Genomic DNA, 16,903 nt, shown 5'->3' on the forward strand with positions numbered 1-16,903 from the left:
CCCGAAAACGGATCATGCCCCGACCGACGACACCCCCCGCCCCCATCTGGACGGATCGCCCCTGGCCGGAACCCGCCGATGCCCGCGGCGCCGCGCTGCTGCTGGAGGACCTGCACGAGATCTGGGCCGAGCATGGCCTGCGGCCCGACCTGCTGCGCGCCGCGGGGGTGGAACGTCTGCTGGCCGCCCTGGGGGGCAACAGCCCCTACCTGGCCGGCCTGGTCCGGCGCGACCCGGAACCTTTCGCCCGCCTGCTGGCCGACGGGCCGGATCGCGCGATGGCCGCCATACTGGACCATCTGGCGTCCCTGACCCCGCGTGACAGCCGCGCGGACATCGCCGCGACGCTGCGCGCCGCCAAGCGCCAGGCCGCGCTGGCCATCGCGCTGGCCGATATCGGGGGCCTGTGGACCCTGGAGCAGGTGACGTTGTCCCTCAGCCGCCTGGCGGAAGGCGCGCTGGATGCCGCGGTCAGGCATCTGCTGCGCTCGGCGCACGATACCGGGCAGATCGTCCTGCGGGACCCCAATCGCCCCGCGCGCGGCAGCGGCTTCGTCGTCCTGGCGATGGGTAAGCTCGGCGCGCGGGAACTGAACTACTCCTCGGATATCGACCTGATCGTCCTGTACGATCCGGACTGTCACGCCGGGCACGAGGATCTGCGCCGGATCTTCATCCGCATGACTAGCGACCTTGTCGGCCTGATGGAAGCGCGCGATGCCGATGGCTACGTCTTTCGCACCGACCTGCGCCTGCGCCCCGACCCGTCGGCGACGCCCCCCGCCATCCCGTTCCCCGCGGGTATCGTCTATTACGAAAGCCTGGGCCAGACCTGGGAACGCGCGGCGATGACCAAGGCCCGCCCCGTCGCCGGCGACATCCCCGCCGGCCGGCGCTTCCTGCGCGCGATCCAGCCCTTCGTCTGGCGCCGCCACCTCGATTTCGTGGTCATCGACGATCTGCACGACATGAAGGCGCGCATCGACCGGCACCGCAACGCCGGGCGCGCCGGCCTGTCGCAGTTGACCGATCGCACCGTCCACGACCCCGGGCAGGCCCGCGACTGGCTGCTGGGCCACGATCTGAAACTGGGCCAGGGCGGCATCCGCGAGGTGGAATTCGTGGCCCAGGCGCTGCAACTGGTGTGGGGCGGCCGCAAGCCCGAACTGCGCGACCCCACCACGCTGGGCGCCCTGCGGCGGCTGGTGCGGGCCGGCCTGATCCCCCGTGCCGAAGGCGAAAGCCTGGCGCGCACCTATCGCATGCTGCGCCGGGCGGAACACCGGCTGCAGATGCAGGCCGACCACCAGACCCATCGCCTGCCGTCCACGCGCGAGGGCTTCAACGCCTTCGCCGTGTTCATGGAGGAAGACGGCGGCCGGGCGCTGGCGGCCATGATGCTGCCGATCATGCAGGAGTCGCGCCGGATCTTCGAAGGCCAGTTCGCCGAGCCCGGCGGCCCCGGCCCCTCGGTCGATCCCGAGGCCGAGGATCTGGCCGACCATCTGGCGGCGGCCGGTTTCGCCCCGGCCGACATCTCCCCCGCCCTGGCCCTGCTGCAACGCTGGAGCGGCAATCGCCTGCGGGCCCTGCGGTCCGACCGGGCGCGCATTCTGCTGCGGCGGCTGTTGCCGGCCCTGCTGACCCGCTTCGGCCAGCAGCGCGACCCGCTGACGTGCCTGCGGCGGTTCGACGCCATGCTGGCCCGACAGTGGGCGGGCGTGCAGTTCCTGTCGCTGCTGGAACGCAATCCGGCCCTGATCGACCGCATCGCGACCATCCTGGACGGATCGCCCTTCCTGGCGGACCATCTGGCCGAAACCCCTGCGGCGCTGGACGGCCTTCTGGACAGCGCCACCGACGACGGGGATGGGGGCAGCGACGTGTCCGCCCCCCAACTGGTGCGGCAGCACGTCGCCCGCGCCACTTCGACCGAGCAATTGCTGCCCGTCCTGCGCGGACTGGTACGGGGCGAGGAATTCCGCCTGTCCAGCGCGCGTCTGGAAGGGCGGCTGGACGTCGATACGGCCAGCCGGGCGCGCACCGACATGGCCGACGCCGTCATCCGCGGCCTGCTGAAGACCGTGACGGCCGAACACCGGCGGCGCCATGGCCGCGTGCCCGGCGGAGCCATGGCGGTCATGGTGCTGGGCAAGGCGGGATCGCGCGAGATGATGCCGGGATCGGACCTGGACCTGATGCTGGTGTTCGACCATCCGGAAGAGGTGACCGAAAGCGTGCTGCCCCAGCGCGGTACGGCCGGGGACGGCGGCCTGCCGCCGCGTCCACTGGCGGTGGGGCCATACTTCGTCCGACTGGCGCATGCTTTCATCGGCGCCCTGACGGCGCCCGGGCCGGAAGGGCCGCTGTACGAGGTCGACATGCGGCTGCGGCCGTCGGGCTCCAAGGGGCCGGTCGCGGTCTCGCTGGCCGCCTTCCGGCGCTATCACGCCGAAAGCGCCTGGACGTGGGAACGCATGGCCCTGACCCGCGCGCGGGTGGTGGGCGGGCCGCCCGCCCTGGTCCATACCCTGCGGGCAGCCATCGGCGTTGCGCTGGACGGCCCCGCCCGGCCCACCGCCAAGGCCCGCAAAACGATTTTGGAGGATGCGCGGGCCATGCGCGAACGTCTGGCGCGCGATCTTCCGTCCACCGGCCCGTGGGATATCCGTCGCCGGCCCGGCGGCCTGACCGACGTCGAATTCATCGCGCAGGCCCTGCAACTGGTGGCCGGCACCCCCGCGGCGCGCGATCCGTCCACCCAGGTGGCTCTGCGGCGTCTGGCCCGCCATGGCGATCTGGACCCGGCCTGCGCCCGCATGCTGGAACAGGCCGATCATGACTGGCGGTCGGTGCAGAGCATGCTAAGAATCCTGTTCGGGCCGCGCCCCCCCGCCGACCCGGTCGCCGCCACATCGGCCGCCACGGCCGAGATCCTGCTGCGGGAGATCGGGGCCGGCACCGTGGACGCGGCGCTGGAACTGATGGAACGCCGGGCCCAGGCGGTGCGGGCGGCCTTCACGCACCTGATCGGCCCGATCTGAACGATTGGGCGCCCGCCCCTGACGGAGAACATGCATGCCGGACACCGAACTCCCGATCTTCCCAGCTCCCGGCGCGCCGGTGCCGGATTTCGACATGCCCGCCAGCCGGAACCGCCGTGTCAGCCTGGCCGGCATGCGCGGCCGGCCGTTCATCCTGTATTTCTACCCCAAGGCGAGCACGCCGGGATGCACCACCGAGGCCTGTGGTTTCCAGGAGGCCCTGAACGCCCTGGGGTCCACCGGGATCCCGGTCATCGGCGTCTCGCGCGACGCGATGAAGGCGATCGACAAATTCGCCGACGCCCAGGCCCTGGACTTCCCGCTGGCCTCCGACACCACGGGCGCGGTGACCGAAGCCTACGGCGTCTGGGGCGAGAAATCCCTGTACGGGCGCACCTATATGGGTGTCGAACGGGCCACCTTCCTGATCGACGCCCAGGGCCGGCTGGTGCAGGCCTGGCGCAAGGTCAAGGTCCCCGGCCATGCGGCCGAGGTGATGAAGGCGGCCGGGGCCGCCTGACCCCGGCGCGCCCCGTCCTGGAAATCAGTAGCCGGGATAGGCGTATCCGTAAGGCGCGCCATAGGCCGGCGGCGGAGGCGGCGGGGCATAGGCCTGCTGCTGCTGCGCGATCGCCATGCCGGCCGCGCCGATCAGCGCACCGCCCACCAGGCCGCCGACAAAGGCGCCGCCGGGCCCGTAGCCCCGGTGGTAATAGCCCGGCCCCGGGCCGCCCCATCCGCGCCCGCCGCCGCCATGCCAGCCCCGGTCGCGCCATCCATGGTCATGCCACCCATGATCGCGCCATCCGCCATGGTCCCGCCAGTCCGCATGGGCAGCGGGGGCTGCGGCCGCAAGGCAGCCGGCCACGACCGGAACCGCCAGCAGGAAACGTGCCATCTTGTGCATGTGCGAACCCTATCTTGCTGCGCGGAGGGGGGCACCCAGGCCCGACCGATCCTCCGCTTCACCGGCAAGACAACATGACCGACATGGCGATTTGCGGGCGGTTTCGCCTTTTTCCGGTCACAAAACATCTCAATGCGTAAAAACGCCGACGAGGCGCGCGTTCCCCCTTACGGATGGGCGGCCCGCACCTCGGTCAGCCCATCAGGAATCGCAAACACCGGGTCGGGCTGCGCGGCCCGCACCAAAGTGTCGGCCTGAACCAGGACGTGGCCATCCCGGACGACCTGCAGCATGACCCCGTCATCGGTATAGCAGACGTCGCTGGCCCGCCCGTCGGTGTCGGTGGCATGCCACACGGTGCAGGGCTGGCCCGCCACCACCATCGACGGCCCCCGCGCCCAGACGCCCGCCGCCCGCTGGCCGGGCGCCGACAGCGCCGGCCCCGGCGCCGGGATGGTCGTGCGGGCCTGGTGGGCCGTGTCCACGACCGTCAGCAGGCGCGTGCGATAATCCGTGACCATGAACGTGGCCGATCCCTCGGGATCCACGCGCTGGCGCTGCTGCTGCCCGGACCAGCGCATGCGCTGGCGGACCGGCGGCCGCGACGGGTCGGGCGAGGTAATCACATAAGTCACGTCGACATCGTGCTGCGGCGTGACGAAGGGCGCGTCGTCGGCCGCGCGCGACACGGCCGGCGCCCCGATCAGCACGCCCGCCATTACCCCGGCCAGCACCCCCGCAAGGGGGGTGCGCATGGCTATGGTCATTCGCCCGAACGCGCCATGCCGCCCGTCACCGCCTGGCCGCCGATCGCGGGCGACGGCGCAACCCGGCGGCGTGTCACCTGCTGGTAATCGGCGGGCGGCTCGAAGATCGTGGAGGCAATCGGGCCATAGACGACTTTCGTCGCCTCCAGCCGCCCCTTCATGCCATCGCCATCCACGCCGTCTTCCCGCAGGATCACGCCGTCATCGGTCACGCAGGCGGTGGCCGATCCCCGGCCCGAGGCCACGCCCCATTCCGTGCAGGGCACGCCGGCCACCTGCGCCGCGCCCTTGCGCGTAAACTGCATCGACAGGTCCAGCAGGAACGGGTTGCGGATGCCGTACTTCGCGTCGAGCTTGGTATAGACCTTCTGCTTGTTCAGAACGATCGTCACCTGCCGCGCCGCGCGGTTCAGGATCGTGGACCCCACGCCCTCGGGGCTGTCGAGTCGCATCATGCCGCCATTGGCGGTGAACCAGGCCTGCACCGTCTTGGGCGATGGCGCGCCCTCGGGCTGCACGCTGTACTCGACCTGCACGTCGCGCGTGGGCGCCAGCGGCGGATGCGCGGCGACGTTATCGCCCACCCCCTGGGCGTGGGCTGGCAGGACCACGCCCCCCGTTGCGGCCGCGAACGCCAGCCCCGAAATCGCCAACGTCGCGATCGCCAGCCCCGATATCGGCCGGCGGCGGCCCGTCGATGGAACGGTCATGGTCATGCTCCCTTTTCACTCTGCTCGATTCTGCCTGGCTCGGCCCCGTCGTCCTGCCGCCGGTCCGCACGCATGCGCACGATTTCCTGCCGGATTGCGGCGGCATGACTGTCGTCCGGCCATTCCGCCGGGTGTGCCAGGGCCCGGGCCAGCCGCTGCTTGTACCGCCAGGACGGGATTTCCAACCCGCCGAAGCGCGCAAGATGTTCCGTCCCGAACTGCGTATCCAGAAGGGTGTACCCGCCTACGCGCAACCGCGCCACCAGGTCCACCAGCGCGATTTTCGACGCATCGCGGCACCGGCTGAACATACTTTCGCCGAAGAACGCCCCGCCGATGGCGACGCCGTACAGGCCGCCCACCAGTTCGCCGTCGCGCCAGCTTTCGACACTGTGGGCGTAGCCCATGGCGTGCAGGTCGCAGAACAGGCGAACGATCTCGTCATTGATCCAGGTTTTCTCCCGCCCCGGGGCCGGGGCGGCACAGGCGCGGATCGTGCCCGCGAAATCGCGGTCGGCCACGACCGTGAACGGCCCGGACAGCACGGTCCGCAACAGACGGCGCGGCGCATGGAACCCGTCCAGCGGCAGGATGCCGCGCATGTCGGGGTCGTACCAGTCCAGCTGCGCGGCGTCCGCGTCGGGCGCCATCGGAAACAGGCCGATGGAATAGGCCCGGATCATCATCTCGGGCGTGATCGTGGATGCGTCTCCCTTGCCCATGCTTCCCGCGCCATCCTCCTGCGTCCCCGCTGCCCATGGCGCGCGCCATGACGGCTGGACACGTCCCGCCAATAATCCGATCCTGATAAAGGAGCGAGATAAACCGCATCTGTCAAAAGAGGTTCCCCAATGCCCGACGCGCGTCCCCGCCTGATCCGCACCCAGCGCATGCCACCGGCCGTCGCCCGGCGGATCGAACGGGATTTCGATGCCCCGCCCGAGCCCGACCACAAGCTGACATCCGACGAACTGATCGCCCTGGCGCAGGATTTCCGGCCGGACGCGGTCATGGTGACCAGCAGCACCCAGGTTTCGGCGGCGACCGTCGCCGCCCTGCCCGACAGCGTGCGCGTCATCGCAACCGTCAGCGTCGGCACCGACCATCTGGACCGCGCGGCCATCGCCGCGCGCGGCCTGGCGCTGACCTACACGCCCGACGTGCTGACCGATTGCAACGCCGACCTGGCGATCATGCTGATCCTGGCGGCGGCGCGCCGGGGGGCGGAGTATCTGTCGATCATGCACGACGGGTGGGGCCGGAACCTGGGGATGGAGGAAATGCTGGGCGTCCGCGTCACCGGCAAGACGCTGGGCATCATCGGCATGGGGCGGATCGGGCGGGCCGTGGCCCGGCGCGCCCGTGGATTCGACATGAAGGTCCTGTATTCCAACCGCCGCCGCCTGGCGCCGGAGCTGGAAGACGGCGCGACCTATTTCGCCGAAGTCCGCGACATGCTGCCGCATTGCGATATCCTGAGCCTGCACATGCCCGGCGGCACTACGCCCGTCATCACCGCCGAGACGCTGGCCCTGCTGCCCAGGGGGGCGATCTTCGTCAACGCGGCCCGCGGCAGCCTGGTGGACGAGGACGCGCTGATCGCGGCGCTGACCAGCGGCCATCTGGCGGCCGCCGGCCTGGACGTCTATCGCAACGAACCCCATCCCGACCGGCGCTTCCTGGCTCTGCCGAACGTGTTCCTGACCCCGCACATGGGCAGCGCCACCATCGAGACGCGCACCGACATGGGCATGCTGGCGCTCGACAATATCGACGCGGTCCTGTGCGGCCGGCCGGCCGTCACCCCCGTCCCTGCCTGAACAGGAGGCTCCGGCCATGCCGCCCCGCATCACCTTCCTGATGGCTTGCCTGGGCGGATGCCTGCTGGCGATCCTGACCGCCCTCGCCGCCCCCCCTTATGCCCGGACGGCGCAGATCCTGTGCCTGTTCTATGTGGCGGCCGGCTCGTTCGTCTCGCTCTGGATCGTGCTGCGCCCCCAGGCCTGACCCCGGCGGCGCGGGCGGATCAGAACGCCGGGTTCACCAGCCCGGCGCGCAGCGATTCGGCGGTGCGGCGGACCTCCGGCCCATGCTCGCGCTCCAGCCGGCGAATGGTGAAATGGGCGCGGGCCAGCGCGCGGTAATGGGACAGGAACGCGGCGTTCAGCGACGCCCCGCACAGCGCGCCGGCAACCGGCATCATCTGCAGCGCCAGCTTGCGCGACAGGCCCAGGCCGTAATGCGAGGCCACTTCGGAAATCAGCATCACGACCGGCCGGCCCCGCAACAGCGCCCGCGCCGAGAAATAGCCCAGTTCGCTTTCCTCGTCGGTCGCGGCGACCGGGAAAGCCCGCAGGGCGAAGACCTCCAGGCAGGCCCGGCGGGCCTCAGGCGTCGACAGGTCCTCGCCCTCGTCGCGGGCGATACGCGCGATTTCGCGCATGATCGTCAGCGTGGTGAAGCTGATGTCGGGGACCAGCCCGACCAGCCCTGCGAATCCGCCCACCGCGCCGGACACGGTCACGGCGGCCTGCACCGCCGGTCCGCGCCACGGCGGCGACGGCGTGTGCGCGACGGGCATGTCGTCCGGCGCGCGCATGCCCACGATCGCCACGTCGAACGCGCGCGACACCGCCGTTTCCGCAATGCCCTTCAGCTTGGTCTGCAGGCCCGGCGCCATGCCGATGCCCCGCAGGCCCAGCCGCGCCGCCTGTCCGACCGCCCCCCCCATCAGGTCGGCCAGCCGCACCAGCACCCCGCGTCCCGATTCGACCTGTTCAAGGGCACGCTGCAGCTCGGCGATCGCCGGAGCGTCCAGCACCAGGGGGGCCAGTTCGGCCCCGGTTCGTGTGGTCATTCCCATGCCCTCCTGCCTGTCCGCCGGTCGCGCCGGCCCGGGCGGGCAGCGTGGCGGCAGATACACAATTCTCCGTCAATCGGAACGGAACCCGTGTTTTCCATCATATTACCCCTCCCGCCAATGCGTCGCCACGCCGTATATGGTCGAAATGCAGGGCCGCCATGTTCATGTGGCGGCCGATGGCCACGGGCGGCCCCCGACCGACGCAGTCCTGCCCTGAGGAGACCGCGCGTTGACCGGGACACTCCACCGCCCTTCCCTAAGGCCGAACGCAAGGAGAGATCCGATGGACGCATTCATTGCCGCACGGCTTCCGGGACGGACGACCCGCCTGATGGCCGGCGTGCTGCTCTCCATGACGACAGTGGCCGCAGGGGCGCTTGCCGCACCGCGCGCCAGACATGCCGCGGACGACGCGCTGTCTGCCCCGGTCCATTCCACCCTGGGCAACACCGCGCCCGCGCCGGCGCCGGCCGACCCCGAGAATGCCGAGGCCCCGCCGCCGCCCGACGGCTATCAGGTCGTGCAGGACGACGATGTGAGCATCCAGGCCTACAGCCCCGCCGTGACCGCCGTCGGCGGTGCCGGCCTGCCGTCGATCGAGGCCCGGCAGACCCCGCGCGACCCCAACTCCGTTCCGTCGCACGTCAGCGTCTTCGGTGTGCCGGTCAAGTTCAACGCGCCGGTCACGCCGCCTTACAACGCGGCGTTCACCTATTCGACCTACGCGGGGCAGCCCGGCACCGGATGGGATGCGATCGGCGCGGAAGGCGCGGCCGGGCACCCCTGACCCGGCGTCAGGCTGCCTTCCAGCCGCCCATCCGGCACAGATGCGCCCAATGCGCGTCCGACACCGGCACCACCGACAGCCGCGACTGCCGCACCAGGGCCAGGTCGGCCAGCGCTGGGTCGGCCTTGATCGCCGCCAGGGTCACGGGCCGGGGCATCGGGCCGACCGCGCGTACGTCGACGCAGATCCATCCCCCCGACTCGGCCGTGGGGTCGGGATAGGCCTCGCGGACGATCTCGACCACGCCCACGATCTCCTTGCCGATGTTCGAGTGGTAGAAGAACGCCAGGTCGCCGCGCTTCATGGTCATCATGTTGCGCTTGGCCTGATGGTTGCGCACCCCCGTCCAGGGCTCGACCCCATGGGCCACCTGTTCGTCCCACGAAAACGCATCGGGTTCGGACTTCACCAGCCAGTACGCCACGGGGCCTATTCCACCAACCCGCCGTCGCGGAATACCGTGCGGTACGCCCGGATCACGACGCTTTCGAACACGTCGGCCCGGGCGTAGGGGTCGCTGGCGGCGAAGCCCTCGGCTGCCGCACGGTCCGTCACGTCCACCAGCAGCAGGCTGCCGCAGGGCCGGCCGTCGAGGTTCAGCAGCGGGCCGGCCTGCACGATCCGGTCCTGATAGGCCGCAAGATAGGCCAGGTGCTGCGCCCGGGTGGCGAGCCGCGTGTCCAGCGCCCCCGGCTTGTCGGTGCAGATGATCGCGAAAAGCATGAAGAACACCCTCGTCCAGAATGACCGGCGGGTCCGCCGCGTGAACAATCTGCCATGATCAGCAGAGGCCGTGCCTTTCTTCGCATGATAGTGTAGGAGCGGGAAGCGGATCGCCCTTCCGTCGCCCGACGACGCATTTGCCAGGAGCCTTCCGCCGACGCGGAGGGATCGGAACCGTCTTGAACGCTACCCACAGCCTTGTCGCACGCACGGGCACATTCTTTCACCGTTACGCCAATCCCGGACGCTTCCTCCGGCTGGGCGCGCGCCTGCAACCCTGGCTGACCTGGCCGGCGGTGGCGCTGTCGGTCACCGGCATCGTGTGGGGCCTGTTCTTCTCGCCTGCCGACTGGCAGCAGGGCGACAGCGTGCGGATCATGTATGTCCATGTGCCTGCCGCATGGCTGGCCTCGTCCGGCTATGCGGGCCTGGCGGTGTGCTCGCTGCTGTCGCTGGTGTGGCGCCATCCGCTGGCCGATCTGGCGGCGGTGGAAATCGGGCCGGTCGGCGCCGCCATCACCGCCGTCTGCCTCGCCACCGGGTCGCTGTGGGGCAAGCCGATGTGGGGAACGTGGTGGGTGTGGGACGCGCGCCTGACCTCGGTCCTGGTCCTGTTCTTCCTGTATCTGGGCCATATCGCGCTGATTCGCGCGTTCGACGAGCCGCAGCGGGGCTATCGCGCCGCCGCCATCCTGGGGCTGGCCGGCGCGGTCGATCTGCCGATCATCAAATTCAGCGTGCAATGGTGGAACACCCTGCACCAGCCCGACAGCATCACCCTGACCGGCGCGCCCACCATGTCCACCGCCATGCTGTGGCCGCTGCTGGTCTGCACGCTGGGCTTCACCTTGGGCTTCGCCGCCATCGTGGTGGCGCGCCTGCGCGCGGCGGTGATGGAAAGCCGCATCCGTGCGGCCCTGTCGGCGCGGCGCGGGCGCGGGCACGCCGCGACCGGGGGCGCGCAGGACAGCGACGTTCGCGGCGGGGCCGTCGCATGACCCATCTGCCTTACATCGCCACCGCCTACGGAATGACCATCGGCCTGGCCGTACTGCTGGGCACGACCGCCGCCCTGCGTCTGCGCCGGGCCCGCGCGCGACTGGCCGCGATCGACCGCCCGGCCCGGGCCGGACGGAGGGAAGACCAATGACCCGCAAGTCACGACGACTGTGGCTGGCCTGCGCGTGCCTGCTGGGCCTGGGTTCGGCCACGGCGCTGACCCTGAACGCCTTTTCGTCCAACATCGTCTTCTTTATGGCGCCGTCGCAGATCCACGCGAAGCCGCCCGCGCCCGACCGGACCGTCCGCCTGGGGGGCATGGTGGTCGCGGGTTCGGTCCGCCGGCAGACGGTGGGGGAGACGCCGGTCGCGCTGTTCGACGTCACCGACGGACAGGCCGCGGTGACCGTCCGGTACGAAGGCATCCTGCCCGACCTGTTCCGCGAGGGGCAGAGCGTCGTCGCCATCGGCACGGCCAGCCCCGACGGCACCTTCCGCGCGTCCGAGGTCCTGGCCAAGCACGACGAAACCTACATGCCCAAGGAAGTCGCCGAGGCCCTGCGCCGCAGCGGCAAATGGGACCCGCGCTACGGCAAGGCCCCCGACGCGGCAAGCTGGGACACGATGACGGTCCGCGACGCCCGCAAGGACGCGGCCGGCCCCCAGCAGCAGCATGGAAGCTGATCGAACATGAGTCCGGAACTCGGAAATTTCGCGCTGGCCCTGGCCTGCTGCCTGGCCGGCGCGCAGGCCGTGCTGCCGCTGATCGGGGCGCAGCGGCGCGACCCGCGCCTGATGGCAATGGCCCCCGCCCTGGCGGTGGGGCAGTTGCTGGCGCTGCTGACGTCGTTCGCCTGCCTGGTCAATGCCGCGATCGGCGACGATTTCTCGGTCCAGAACGTGGCAGCCAACAGCGCGGTCGCCAAGCCGCTGCTGTACAAGATCACCGGCGTCTGGGGTAACCACGAGGGCTCGGTCCTGCTGTGGGCGCTGATCCTGGGGATCTGCGGCGGGGCGGTGGGGCTGTTCGGCCGCAACCTGCCCTCCGCCCTGCGGGCACGGGTCATCGCGGTGCTGGGCGGGGTGTCGGCCGGCTTCCTGCTGTTCTGCCTGACGACGTCGAACCCGTTCGACCGGGTATGGCCCGCCCCGCTGGACGGCCAGGGCATGAACCCCCTGCTGCAGGACCCGGGCCTGGCGTTCCATCCCCCCATTCTCTACACCGGCTATGTCGGTTTCGCCGTGCCGTTCGCCTTCGCCATCGCCGCGCTGATCGAGGGCCGTGTCGATGCGGCGTGGGGCCGGTGGGTGCGCCCCTGGGCAGTCGCGGCCTGGTGCTTCCTGACCTGCGGCATCGCGCTGGGCTCGTGGTGGTCGTACTATGTGCTGGGCTGGGGCGGCTACTGGTTCTGGGACCCGGTGGAAAACGCCTCGCTGATCCCGTGGCTGACGGGCACGGCGCTGGTCCATTCCGCCATCGTGGTCGAAAAGCGCGAGGCGCTGAAGATCTGGACGGTCCTGCTGGCCATCGGCACCTTCTCGTTCTCGCTGTCGGGCACGTTCCTGGTGCGTTCGGGCATCCTCAATTCCGTACATGCCTTCGCCAACGATCCCGCGCGCGGGGTGTTCATCCTGGGCCTGCTGGCGCTGGTCATCGGCGGGTCGCTGCTGCTGTTCGCCATCCGGGCGCCGGCGCTGACCGCGGGCGGCATGTTCGCCCCCGTCTCGCGCGAAGGACTGCTGGTGCTGAACAACATCCTGCTCTGCTCGATCTGCGCGGTGGTGCTGACGGGCACGATGTATCCGCCCTTCATGTCGCTGCTGTTCGGCAAGACGATTTCGGTGGGCAAGCCGTTCTTCGACGCCACCGCAGCCCCCCTGGCCATTCCGCTGCTGGCCTTCATGGGGTTCGGGCCGATGATGCCGTGGAAGCGCGCGCAATTCTGGCCTGTGCTGCGCCGCCTGTGGTGGGCCGGCATCCTGACGGCGGCGGCGTTCGCCCTGGCGGCCTGGCGCATCCGCGATATCCTGCCCCTGCTGGCCGCGACGTTCGCCGTCTGGGTCATCGCCGGCAGCGCCGCCGATATCGCCGAACGCATCCGCCTGTTCCGCATGCCTCTGGGCCAGAGCCTGCACCGCGCGCGCCTGCTGCCGCGCGCGGCGCTGGGTGCCGCGCTGGCGCATGCGGGCGTGGGCGTCAGCGTGCTGGGGCTGGCCGCGATGTCGCAGGCGGCCCACAAGATCGTCGAGGTCCGCGTGGGCCAGACCGAGATGCTGGCCGGCGACGCCTGGACCCTGACCGACGTCCACGCCGCCCCCGGTCCGAACTATACGTCGCTGATCGCGACGATCGAGGTCCGGCATGACGGCCGACTGGTCACGGTGCTGCATCCGTCCAAGCGGACCTTCGCCAGCCAGAACCAGACGACGACCGAGGTGGCGATCCACACCAACCTGCTGTCCGACCTGTATGGCGTGCTCGGCGACCGGCACGGCACGGATGCCGATCCGACCTACGTCCTGCGCCTGCATTACAACCCGCTGGCGCCCTGGATGTGGCTGGGCGGCCTGATCATGGCGATGGGGGGCGTATTGTCGCTGTCCGACCGGCGGATGCGCGTCGGCGCGCCCCGCCGCGCCCGTCTCGCCGGACTGGTGGCCGCACGATGAGCGATACGGCCGCCCCCTCCTCCCGCCCTGCCTCCACCACCCGCCGCCGGCTGCTGATGGCGGCCCCGCTGGTCGTCGCCGGCGCGGCGGGGGTCGGGTTCTGGCGCATGCTGTCGGGCATGACGCAGGGCTCGTTCGATCCGCATGACATTCATGTGCCGGTGCTCGATCGTCCGGTCCCCGACTTCGCCCTGCCCAACCAGGCGCCCAGCCAGGGGTTCGCCGCTGCCGACCTGCGCGCGCTGACCCGGCCGGTGCTGGTGAATTTCTTCGCGTCGTGGTGCATCCCCTGCGTCGCCGAAATGCCGATGCTGAACGCGCTGAAGGACCGGTTGCCCATCTGGGGCATCGCCTACAAGGACAAGCCGGACAACGCGGCGGGCTTCGTCCGGCGCGCCGGCAACCCCTATGCCCGTATCGCCGGCGACCTGCCGGGCCTGACCGCGATCGACTGGGGCGTGTCGGGCGTGCCCGAATCCTTCCTGATCGGACCGGGGGGAATCATTCGCTGGCACACCGCCGCCCCGCTGGGCGAGGACACCATCCGCGATACGCTGTTGCCCCTGGCCGCGAGCCTGACGCGATGACGCCCCCGACCGTGCGCCGATCATTCCTCGCCCGGACCCTGTTCGTCCTGACCGTGCTGGCCGGCCTGTCCCCCCTGGCGGCGGCGGCGGTGGACGACCCGTCGGAAATGCTGCCCGATCCCCGCCAGGAAGCCCGAGCCGAGGCCATCGGCGCGCAACTGCGCTGCCTGGTCTGCCAGAACGAATCGATCGAGGACAGCGGCGCCGACCTGGCCCGCGACCTGCGCCATGTGGTGCGCGACCATGTGGCCAAGGGCGAGTCCGACCGGCAGATCATGGCGTGGATGGTGGGGCGCTACGGCAATTTCATCCGGCTGCGTCCTCCGTTGACGGCCGGCACGCTGCTGCTGTGGATCATGCCGTTGCTGGCGCTGCTGGTGGGGGCCGGGGCGGCCTTCCTGTCCTTCCGGCGTCCCCGCACCGCCACCCCGGCGCCCCTGACCGACGCCGAACGCGCGCGCCTGTCCGACCTGACCCGACCGCACTGAGCGTCCGTTTGAAAACGCATGCCAGGGCACGATCGGGGCACCCGGTCGCGTCCGCCATCGAACTGATTCTGGGACCGAGATGATCTGGATTGGCTTCTTCCTGCTCACGACGCTTGCGCTGCTGCCCGCGATCGCCGTCTTCCGGCACACGGCGCGCCTGCGCGACGAGCGCGAGACAGCACTCGTCCTGCACCGCGCACGACTGGCGGAGCTGGACCGCGACATGCAGGACGGGTTGATCGCGCCGACCGAACACGCGGGCGCCGCACTCGAAATCCAGCGCCGCCTGCTGGCCACCGACGCGGCCGAGGCCCACGGCGCCGGGCGGGGCATTCCCGGCCCGGTAGTGGCCGGGGCGTTGCTGCTGGTCCCGCTGTCGGCCCTGGGGCTGTACCTGGCCTGTGGCCATCCGTCGCTGCCGGCCCAGCCCCTGGCCCCCCGCCTGGCCGAGATCCGCAAGCAGGACCACCGCAGCGACGCATTGCTGGCGCAACTGCGCGCCGGCCTGGCGCGCATGCCGGCCGACGACCCGAACCGGGTCCGTGGCTACCTGCTGCTGGGCCAGGCCGAGGCCGCGCGCGCCCATTACGCCGACGCTGCCGCCGCCTGGCGCCAGGCCATCGACATCCAGTTCGACCCCGAGGTTGCGGCCCGCACGGCGGAAGCCCAGACGCTGGCCGACGGCCGGGTCACCCCCGAAACCGCGTCGCTGTTCCGCCGCGCGCTGGATGCGGCGCCCGCCGACGCACCGTGGCGCATGGCGGCCGAACAGCGCATCGCCCAGTCCGAACACCAGTGAGTCCGAACACCCATATGTCCGGGCATCAGCAAATCCGAGCAGCAGCAGGCCGCCCATGATGGAACCCGTCCCCAGCAGCGTCGAACAATGCCCGTTCTGCCGGAAGACCATTCGCCGCACGGCCGAAGTCTGTCCCGGATGCGGGGCGGAACGGCAATACGGCCCCACGCGCCGCGAAAGCCTGACGACCACCGGCATCGGCCTGGTCGCGGGCCCGGCCGCGATCACCGTAGTCGGCGCCGGCCTGACACTGGCCGTGGTGGCGGGGGTGATCGGCGCCCTGATGGGCTTCTTCGTCGCCCATGCGCGCCATTCCGTCGATCGCTGGATGCCGCCGCCGCGAAAGCCCGGTAGCCTCGCGTGAGGCAACGGGCCTGATCCGCACCCCGATCACACTCCTGTTCCCCGGGCCGGTCCTTGCTTGCCCGACGGGGCCGGCCGGTCAACACTGCGCGCATGACCAGCACAGACACCCATACCGACAAGCCGGCCGGCGAAACCACGGCCGACGCGACAGGCAAGCCCGTGGAAGCCTCCACCGAGGCCCCCACCGAGGCGCAGGAATATGGCGGCCCCAAGGAAGATCGGCCCACGCGCTATGGCGATTGGACCGTCAAGGGACGCTGCATCGATTTCTGAACGGGCCGCAGCCCTACAGGCCGGTTTCGCCCTGCAGGCGGCCGAAGCCGGCGCGAGCCGTCTGCCGATGGCCCGGCGGCCGCACCTCGCACGAAATCAGGTAGATCCCGGCGACGAAGATGATGTTGGCCAGGGAATTGAACCACAGCGCGATCTCGAAATGCGGCGGGGCGGTGGCGCCCTGGTACAGCGCATAGAACGCGAACGGGATCGAAAGCGGCCGCATGCCGGCCAGCATGATGCGCAGCGGGTTGAGATGCCCCGGCCGGACCATCGGCCGGACCCGGTTGATGCCGGTATAGAACGCCAGTCCCAGGCACCAGACCAGCACGTTGAACATGGCGTCGCTGAGGGACATGTGGCCGATCACGATCATGGCCACGATCGACGCCGCCGACAGCATGATCGCCCCGAACTGGAAGCTCATGCCCAGCGCCAGCGCCGACAGCCGTTCCGGCAGGCGGTCCGCGAAGGGTTGAAAGACTCGGTCCAGCAGCCAGGCATCGAACCGGTTGACGCGATCACCAAATGACATGCGCACCTTGTATCAAGCCCGTCCGGCGATCGCACCCCTTTTCAGGGCAGGACGACCCTGCGGCGGCCTAACCGGCGGCCGCGCCATCCAGCGCCGCGCCCTCGCCCAGACCCAGCGAACCCGCCAGGCCGCCCTCGCGGGCCTGAAGCGCACGGCGCAGCAGGCACAGCACGCCCGGCACGCAATTCCCGCACTGCGCCCGGCACCCTTTCGACGCGTAGATCTCCCGTGGACGGGTGGCGCCGCCATCCACCGCCTTTTCCACGTCCCGATCGGTCAACAAGTTGCAAGAACAGACAAACATGACGCGTCCCATCTCCGTGCCCGTCCGTTGAAGCATAGTTGCTAACCGTTCGCAATCTCATTCTCAACAACTTGGCGCCGA

23 protein-coding genes are annotated in these 16,903 nt (G+C 70.4%); 14 read left to right on the top strand and 9 right to left on the bottom strand.

Features of this window, described 5'->3' with window-relative positions:
• Positions 1 to 14: 14 nt before the first annotated feature.
• A complete protein-coding gene (locus tag HLH34_RS08485) occupies positions 15 to 3,044 on the top strand; it encodes a bifunctional [glutamine synthetase] adenylyltransferase/[glutamine synthetase]-adenylyl-L-tyrosine phosphorylase (RefSeq protein ID WP_183119141.1) in 3,030 nt (1,009 codons plus the stop codon).
• Between the two features lie 34 nt (positions 3,045 to 3,078).
• Positions 3,079 to 3,564, top strand: coding sequence for a thioredoxin-dependent thiol peroxidase (gene bcp, locus HLH34_RS08490; RefSeq protein ID WP_183119142.1), 486 nt, complete (start codon positions 3,079 to 3,081; stop codon positions 3,562 to 3,564).
• Positions 3,565 to 3,588: 24 nt separating this feature from the next.
• Here bcp and HLH34_RS08495 read toward each other — a convergent pair whose 3' ends face one another.
• The 4 genes from HLH34_RS08495 to aat form a co-directional block, all read right to left on the bottom strand.
• Positions 3,589 to 3,951: a hypothetical protein gene (locus HLH34_RS08495; RefSeq protein WP_183119143.1), complete on the bottom strand. Its 363-nt coding sequence runs from the start codon at positions 3,949 to 3,951 to the stop codon at positions 3,589 to 3,591.
• Between the two features lie 167 nt (positions 3,952 to 4,118).
• The gene (locus tag HLH34_RS08500; RefSeq protein ID WP_244959770.1) at positions 4,119 to 4,706 is read right to left on the bottom strand and encodes a hypothetical protein; all 588 of its coding nucleotides are present in this window, start codon (positions 4,704 to 4,706) and stop codon (positions 4,119 to 4,121) included.
• Between the two features lie 8 nt (positions 4,707 to 4,714).
• The gene (locus HLH34_RS08505) at positions 4,715 to 5,428 is read right to left on the bottom strand and encodes a hypothetical protein (protein ID WP_183119145.1); all 714 of its coding nucleotides are present in this window, start codon (positions 5,426 to 5,428) and stop codon (positions 4,715 to 4,717) included.
• A 2-nt stretch (positions 5,429 to 5,430) separates the two neighbouring features.
• On the bottom strand, positions 5,431 to 6,150 hold the full coding sequence (gene aat / locus HLH34_RS08510) for a leucyl/phenylalanyl-tRNA--protein transferase (protein ID WP_183119146.1): 720 nt from the start codon (positions 6,148 to 6,150) through the stop codon (positions 5,431 to 5,433).
• 129 nt (positions 6,151 to 6,279) lie between these two features.
• Between aat and HLH34_RS08515 the strand changes: the two genes are divergently transcribed.
• Positions 6,280 to 7,248: a 2-hydroxyacid dehydrogenase gene (locus HLH34_RS08515; RefSeq protein WP_183119147.1), complete on the top strand. Its 969-nt coding sequence runs from the start codon at positions 6,280 to 6,282 to the stop codon at positions 7,246 to 7,248.
• Between the two features lie 16 nt (positions 7,249 to 7,264).
• Positions 7,265 to 7,435, top strand: coding sequence for a hypothetical protein (locus tag HLH34_RS08520; protein ID WP_183119148.1), 171 nt, complete (start codon positions 7,265 to 7,267; stop codon positions 7,433 to 7,435).
• A 19-nt stretch (positions 7,436 to 7,454) separates the two neighbouring features.
• Here the strand turns inward: HLH34_RS08520 and HLH34_RS08525 are convergent, their stop codons facing one another.
• Complete coding sequence (locus tag HLH34_RS08525) at positions 7,455 to 8,285, bottom strand: EcsC family protein (protein ID WP_183119149.1); 831 nt, start codon at positions 8,283 to 8,285, stop codon at positions 7,455 to 7,457.
• Positions 8,286 to 8,574: 289 nt separating this feature from the next.
• Between HLH34_RS08525 and HLH34_RS19360 the strand changes: the two genes are divergently transcribed.
• Positions 8,575 to 9,078 carry a hypothetical protein gene (locus tag HLH34_RS19360; RefSeq protein ID WP_240161871.1) on the top strand — a complete coding sequence of 168 codons (504 nt, stop codon included), beginning with the start codon at positions 8,575 to 8,577 and terminating at the stop codon, positions 9,076 to 9,078.
• Between the two features lie 7 nt (positions 9,079 to 9,085).
• Here HLH34_RS19360 and HLH34_RS08535 read toward each other — a convergent pair whose 3' ends face one another.
• Together HLH34_RS08535 and HLH34_RS08540 are read right to left on the bottom strand one after the other, a co-directional pair.
• The gene (locus HLH34_RS08535; RefSeq protein ID WP_183119150.1) at positions 9,086 to 9,502 is read right to left on the bottom strand and encodes an EVE domain-containing protein; all 417 of its coding nucleotides are present in this window, start codon (positions 9,500 to 9,502) and stop codon (positions 9,086 to 9,088) included.
• Between the two features lie 5 nt (positions 9,503 to 9,507).
• Positions 9,508 to 9,801: a YciI family protein gene (locus HLH34_RS08540; protein WP_183119151.1), complete on the bottom strand. Its 294-nt coding sequence runs from the start codon at positions 9,799 to 9,801 to the stop codon at positions 9,508 to 9,510.
• Between the two features lie 179 nt (positions 9,802 to 9,980).
• On the opposite strand from HLH34_RS08540, the gene HLH34_RS08545 reads away from it, so the two are divergent.
• The 9 genes from HLH34_RS08545 (at position 9,981) to HLH34_RS08585 (ending at position 15,983) form a co-directional block, all read left to right on the top strand.
• Positions 9,981 to 10,799 (top strand): heme ABC transporter permease, encoded by an 819-nt coding sequence (locus HLH34_RS08545; RefSeq protein WP_183119152.1) that lies wholly within the window; start codon positions 9,981 to 9,983, stop codon positions 10,797 to 10,799.
• Positions 10,796 to 10,951, top strand: coding sequence for a hypothetical protein (locus tag HLH34_RS08550; RefSeq protein WP_183119153.1), 156 nt, complete (start codon positions 10,796 to 10,798; stop codon positions 10,949 to 10,951). Before HLH34_RS08545 ends, HLH34_RS08550 begins: the two co-directional genes overlap by 4 nt.
• Positions 10,948 to 11,484, top strand: a complete 537-nt coding sequence (gene ccmE / locus HLH34_RS08555; RefSeq protein ID WP_183119154.1) for a cytochrome c maturation protein CcmE — start codon at positions 10,948 to 10,950, stop codon at positions 11,482 to 11,484. Before HLH34_RS08550 ends, ccmE begins: the two co-directional genes overlap by 4 nt.
• Positions 11,485 to 11,490: 6 nt before the next feature.
• Positions 11,491 to 13,470: a heme lyase CcmF/NrfE family subunit gene (locus tag HLH34_RS08560; protein WP_183119155.1), complete on the top strand. Its 1,980-nt coding sequence runs from the start codon at positions 11,491 to 11,493 to the stop codon at positions 13,468 to 13,470.
• Complete coding sequence (locus HLH34_RS08565; protein WP_183119156.1) at positions 13,467 to 14,057, top strand: DsbE family thiol:disulfide interchange protein; 591 nt, start codon at positions 13,467 to 13,469, stop codon at positions 14,055 to 14,057. The genes HLH34_RS08560 and HLH34_RS08565 overlap by 4 nt, the downstream gene beginning before the upstream one ends.
• On the top strand, positions 14,054 to 14,545 hold the full coding sequence (locus HLH34_RS08570) for a cytochrome c-type biogenesis protein (protein WP_183119157.1): 492 nt from the start codon (positions 14,054 to 14,056) through the stop codon (positions 14,543 to 14,545). The genes HLH34_RS08565 and HLH34_RS08570 overlap by 4 nt, the downstream gene beginning before the upstream one ends.
• Before the next feature lie 79 nt (positions 14,546 to 14,624).
• Entirely contained in the window at positions 14,625 to 15,344 is a 720-nt protein-coding gene (gene ccmI, locus HLH34_RS08575; protein ID WP_183119158.1) for a c-type cytochrome biogenesis protein CcmI, read from the top strand.
• 55 nt (positions 15,345 to 15,399) lie between these two features.
• Complete coding sequence (locus HLH34_RS08580) at positions 15,400 to 15,708, top strand: hypothetical protein (protein WP_183119159.1); 309 nt, start codon at positions 15,400 to 15,402, stop codon at positions 15,706 to 15,708.
• Positions 15,709 to 15,800: 92 nt separating this feature from the next.
• Entirely contained in the window at positions 15,801 to 15,983 is a 183-nt protein-coding gene (locus HLH34_RS08585; protein ID WP_183119160.1) for a DUF1674 domain-containing protein, read from the top strand.
• 13 nt (positions 15,984 to 15,996) lie between these two features.
• On the opposite strand, the gene HLH34_RS08590 is transcribed toward HLH34_RS08585, so the two are convergent.
• Complete coding sequence (locus HLH34_RS08590; RefSeq protein ID WP_183119161.1) at positions 15,997 to 16,518, bottom strand: hypothetical protein; 522 nt, start codon at positions 16,516 to 16,518, stop codon at positions 15,997 to 15,999.
• 67 nt (positions 16,519 to 16,585) lie between these two features.
• The gene (locus HLH34_RS08595; protein ID WP_183119162.1) at positions 16,586 to 16,822 is read right to left on the bottom strand and encodes a (2Fe-2S)-binding protein; all 237 of its coding nucleotides are present in this window, start codon (positions 16,820 to 16,822) and stop codon (positions 16,586 to 16,588) included.
• Between the last annotated feature and the right edge of the window lie 81 nt (positions 16,823 to 16,903).

Origin of the sequence: Gluconacetobacter azotocaptans (assembly GCF_014174355.1) — a bacterium.
Taxonomy (GTDB): domain Bacteria; phylum Pseudomonadota; class Alphaproteobacteria; order Acetobacterales; family Acetobacteraceae; genus Gluconacetobacter; species Gluconacetobacter azotocaptans.

Excerpts from the sequence above, each read along its gene's own strand:
- HLH34_RS08550 (WP_183119153.1), top strand. The coding sequence starts at position 10,796 with ATGACCCATCTGCCTTACATCGCCACCGCCTACGGAATGACCATCGGC.
- HLH34_RS08520 (WP_183119148.1), top strand. The coding sequence starts at position 7,265 with ATGCCGCCCCGCATCACCTTCCTGATGGCTTGCCTGGGCGGATGCCTG.
- bcp (WP_183119142.1), top strand. The coding sequence starts at position 3,079 with ATGCCGGACACCGAACTCCCGATCTTCCCAGCTCCCGGCGCGCCGGTG.
- HLH34_RS08495 (WP_183119143.1), bottom strand. The coding sequence starts at position 3,951 with ATGCACAAGATGGCACGTTTCCTGCTGGCGGTTCCGGTCGTGGCCGGC.
- HLH34_RS08580 (WP_183119159.1), top strand. The coding sequence starts at position 15,400 with ATGATGGAACCCGTCCCCAGCAGCGTCGAACAATGCCCGTTCTGCCGG.
- HLH34_RS08515 (WP_183119147.1), top strand. The coding sequence starts at position 6,280 with ATGCCCGACGCGCGTCCCCGCCTGATCCGCACCCAGCGCATGCCACCG.
- HLH34_RS08595 (WP_183119162.1), bottom strand. The coding sequence starts at position 16,822 with ATGTTTGTCTGTTCTTGCAACTTGTTGACCGATCGGGACGTGGAAAAG.
- HLH34_RS19360 (WP_240161871.1), top strand. The coding sequence starts at position 8,575 with ATGGACGCATTCATTGCCGCACGGCTTCCGGGACGGACGACCCGCCTG.
- HLH34_RS08585 (WP_183119160.1), top strand. The coding sequence starts at position 15,801 with ATGACCAGCACAGACACCCATACCGACAAGCCGGCCGGCGAAACCACG.
- HLH34_RS08485 (WP_183119141.1), top strand. The coding sequence starts at position 15 with ATGCCCCGACCGACGACACCCCCCGCCCCCATCTGGACGGATCGCCCC.
- HLH34_RS08540 (WP_183119151.1), bottom strand. The coding sequence starts at position 9,801 with ATGCTTTTCGCGATCATCTGCACCGACAAGCCGGGGGCGCTGGACACG.
- HLH34_RS08525 (WP_183119149.1), bottom strand. The coding sequence starts at position 8,285 with ATGACCACACGAACCGGGGCCGAACTGGCCCCCCTGGTGCTGGACGCT.
- HLH34_RS08505 (WP_183119145.1), bottom strand. The coding sequence starts at position 5,428 with ATGACCGTTCCATCGACGGGCCGCCGCCGGCCGATATCGGGGCTGGCG.
- HLH34_RS08590 (WP_183119161.1), bottom strand. The coding sequence starts at position 16,518 with ATGTCATTTGGTGATCGCGTCAACCGGTTCGATGCCTGGCTGCTGGAC.
- HLH34_RS08570 (WP_183119157.1), top strand. The coding sequence starts at position 14,054 with ATGACGCCCCCGACCGTGCGCCGATCATTCCTCGCCCGGACCCTGTTC.
- ccmI (WP_183119158.1), top strand. The coding sequence starts at position 14,625 with ATGATCTGGATTGGCTTCTTCCTGCTCACGACGCTTGCGCTGCTGCCC.
- ccmE (WP_183119154.1), top strand. The coding sequence starts at position 10,948 with ATGACCCGCAAGTCACGACGACTGTGGCTGGCCTGCGCGTGCCTGCTG.
- HLH34_RS08500 (WP_244959770.1), bottom strand. The coding sequence starts at position 4,706 with ATGCGCACCCCCCTTGCGGGGGTGCTGGCCGGGGTAATGGCGGGCGTG.
- aat (WP_183119146.1), bottom strand. The coding sequence starts at position 6,150 with ATGGGCAAGGGAGACGCATCCACGATCACGCCCGAGATGATGATCCGG.
- HLH34_RS08565 (WP_183119156.1), top strand. The coding sequence starts at position 13,467 with ATGAGCGATACGGCCGCCCCCTCCTCCCGCCCTGCCTCCACCACCCGC.
- HLH34_RS08560 (WP_183119155.1), top strand. The coding sequence starts at position 11,491 with ATGAGTCCGGAACTCGGAAATTTCGCGCTGGCCCTGGCCTGCTGCCTG.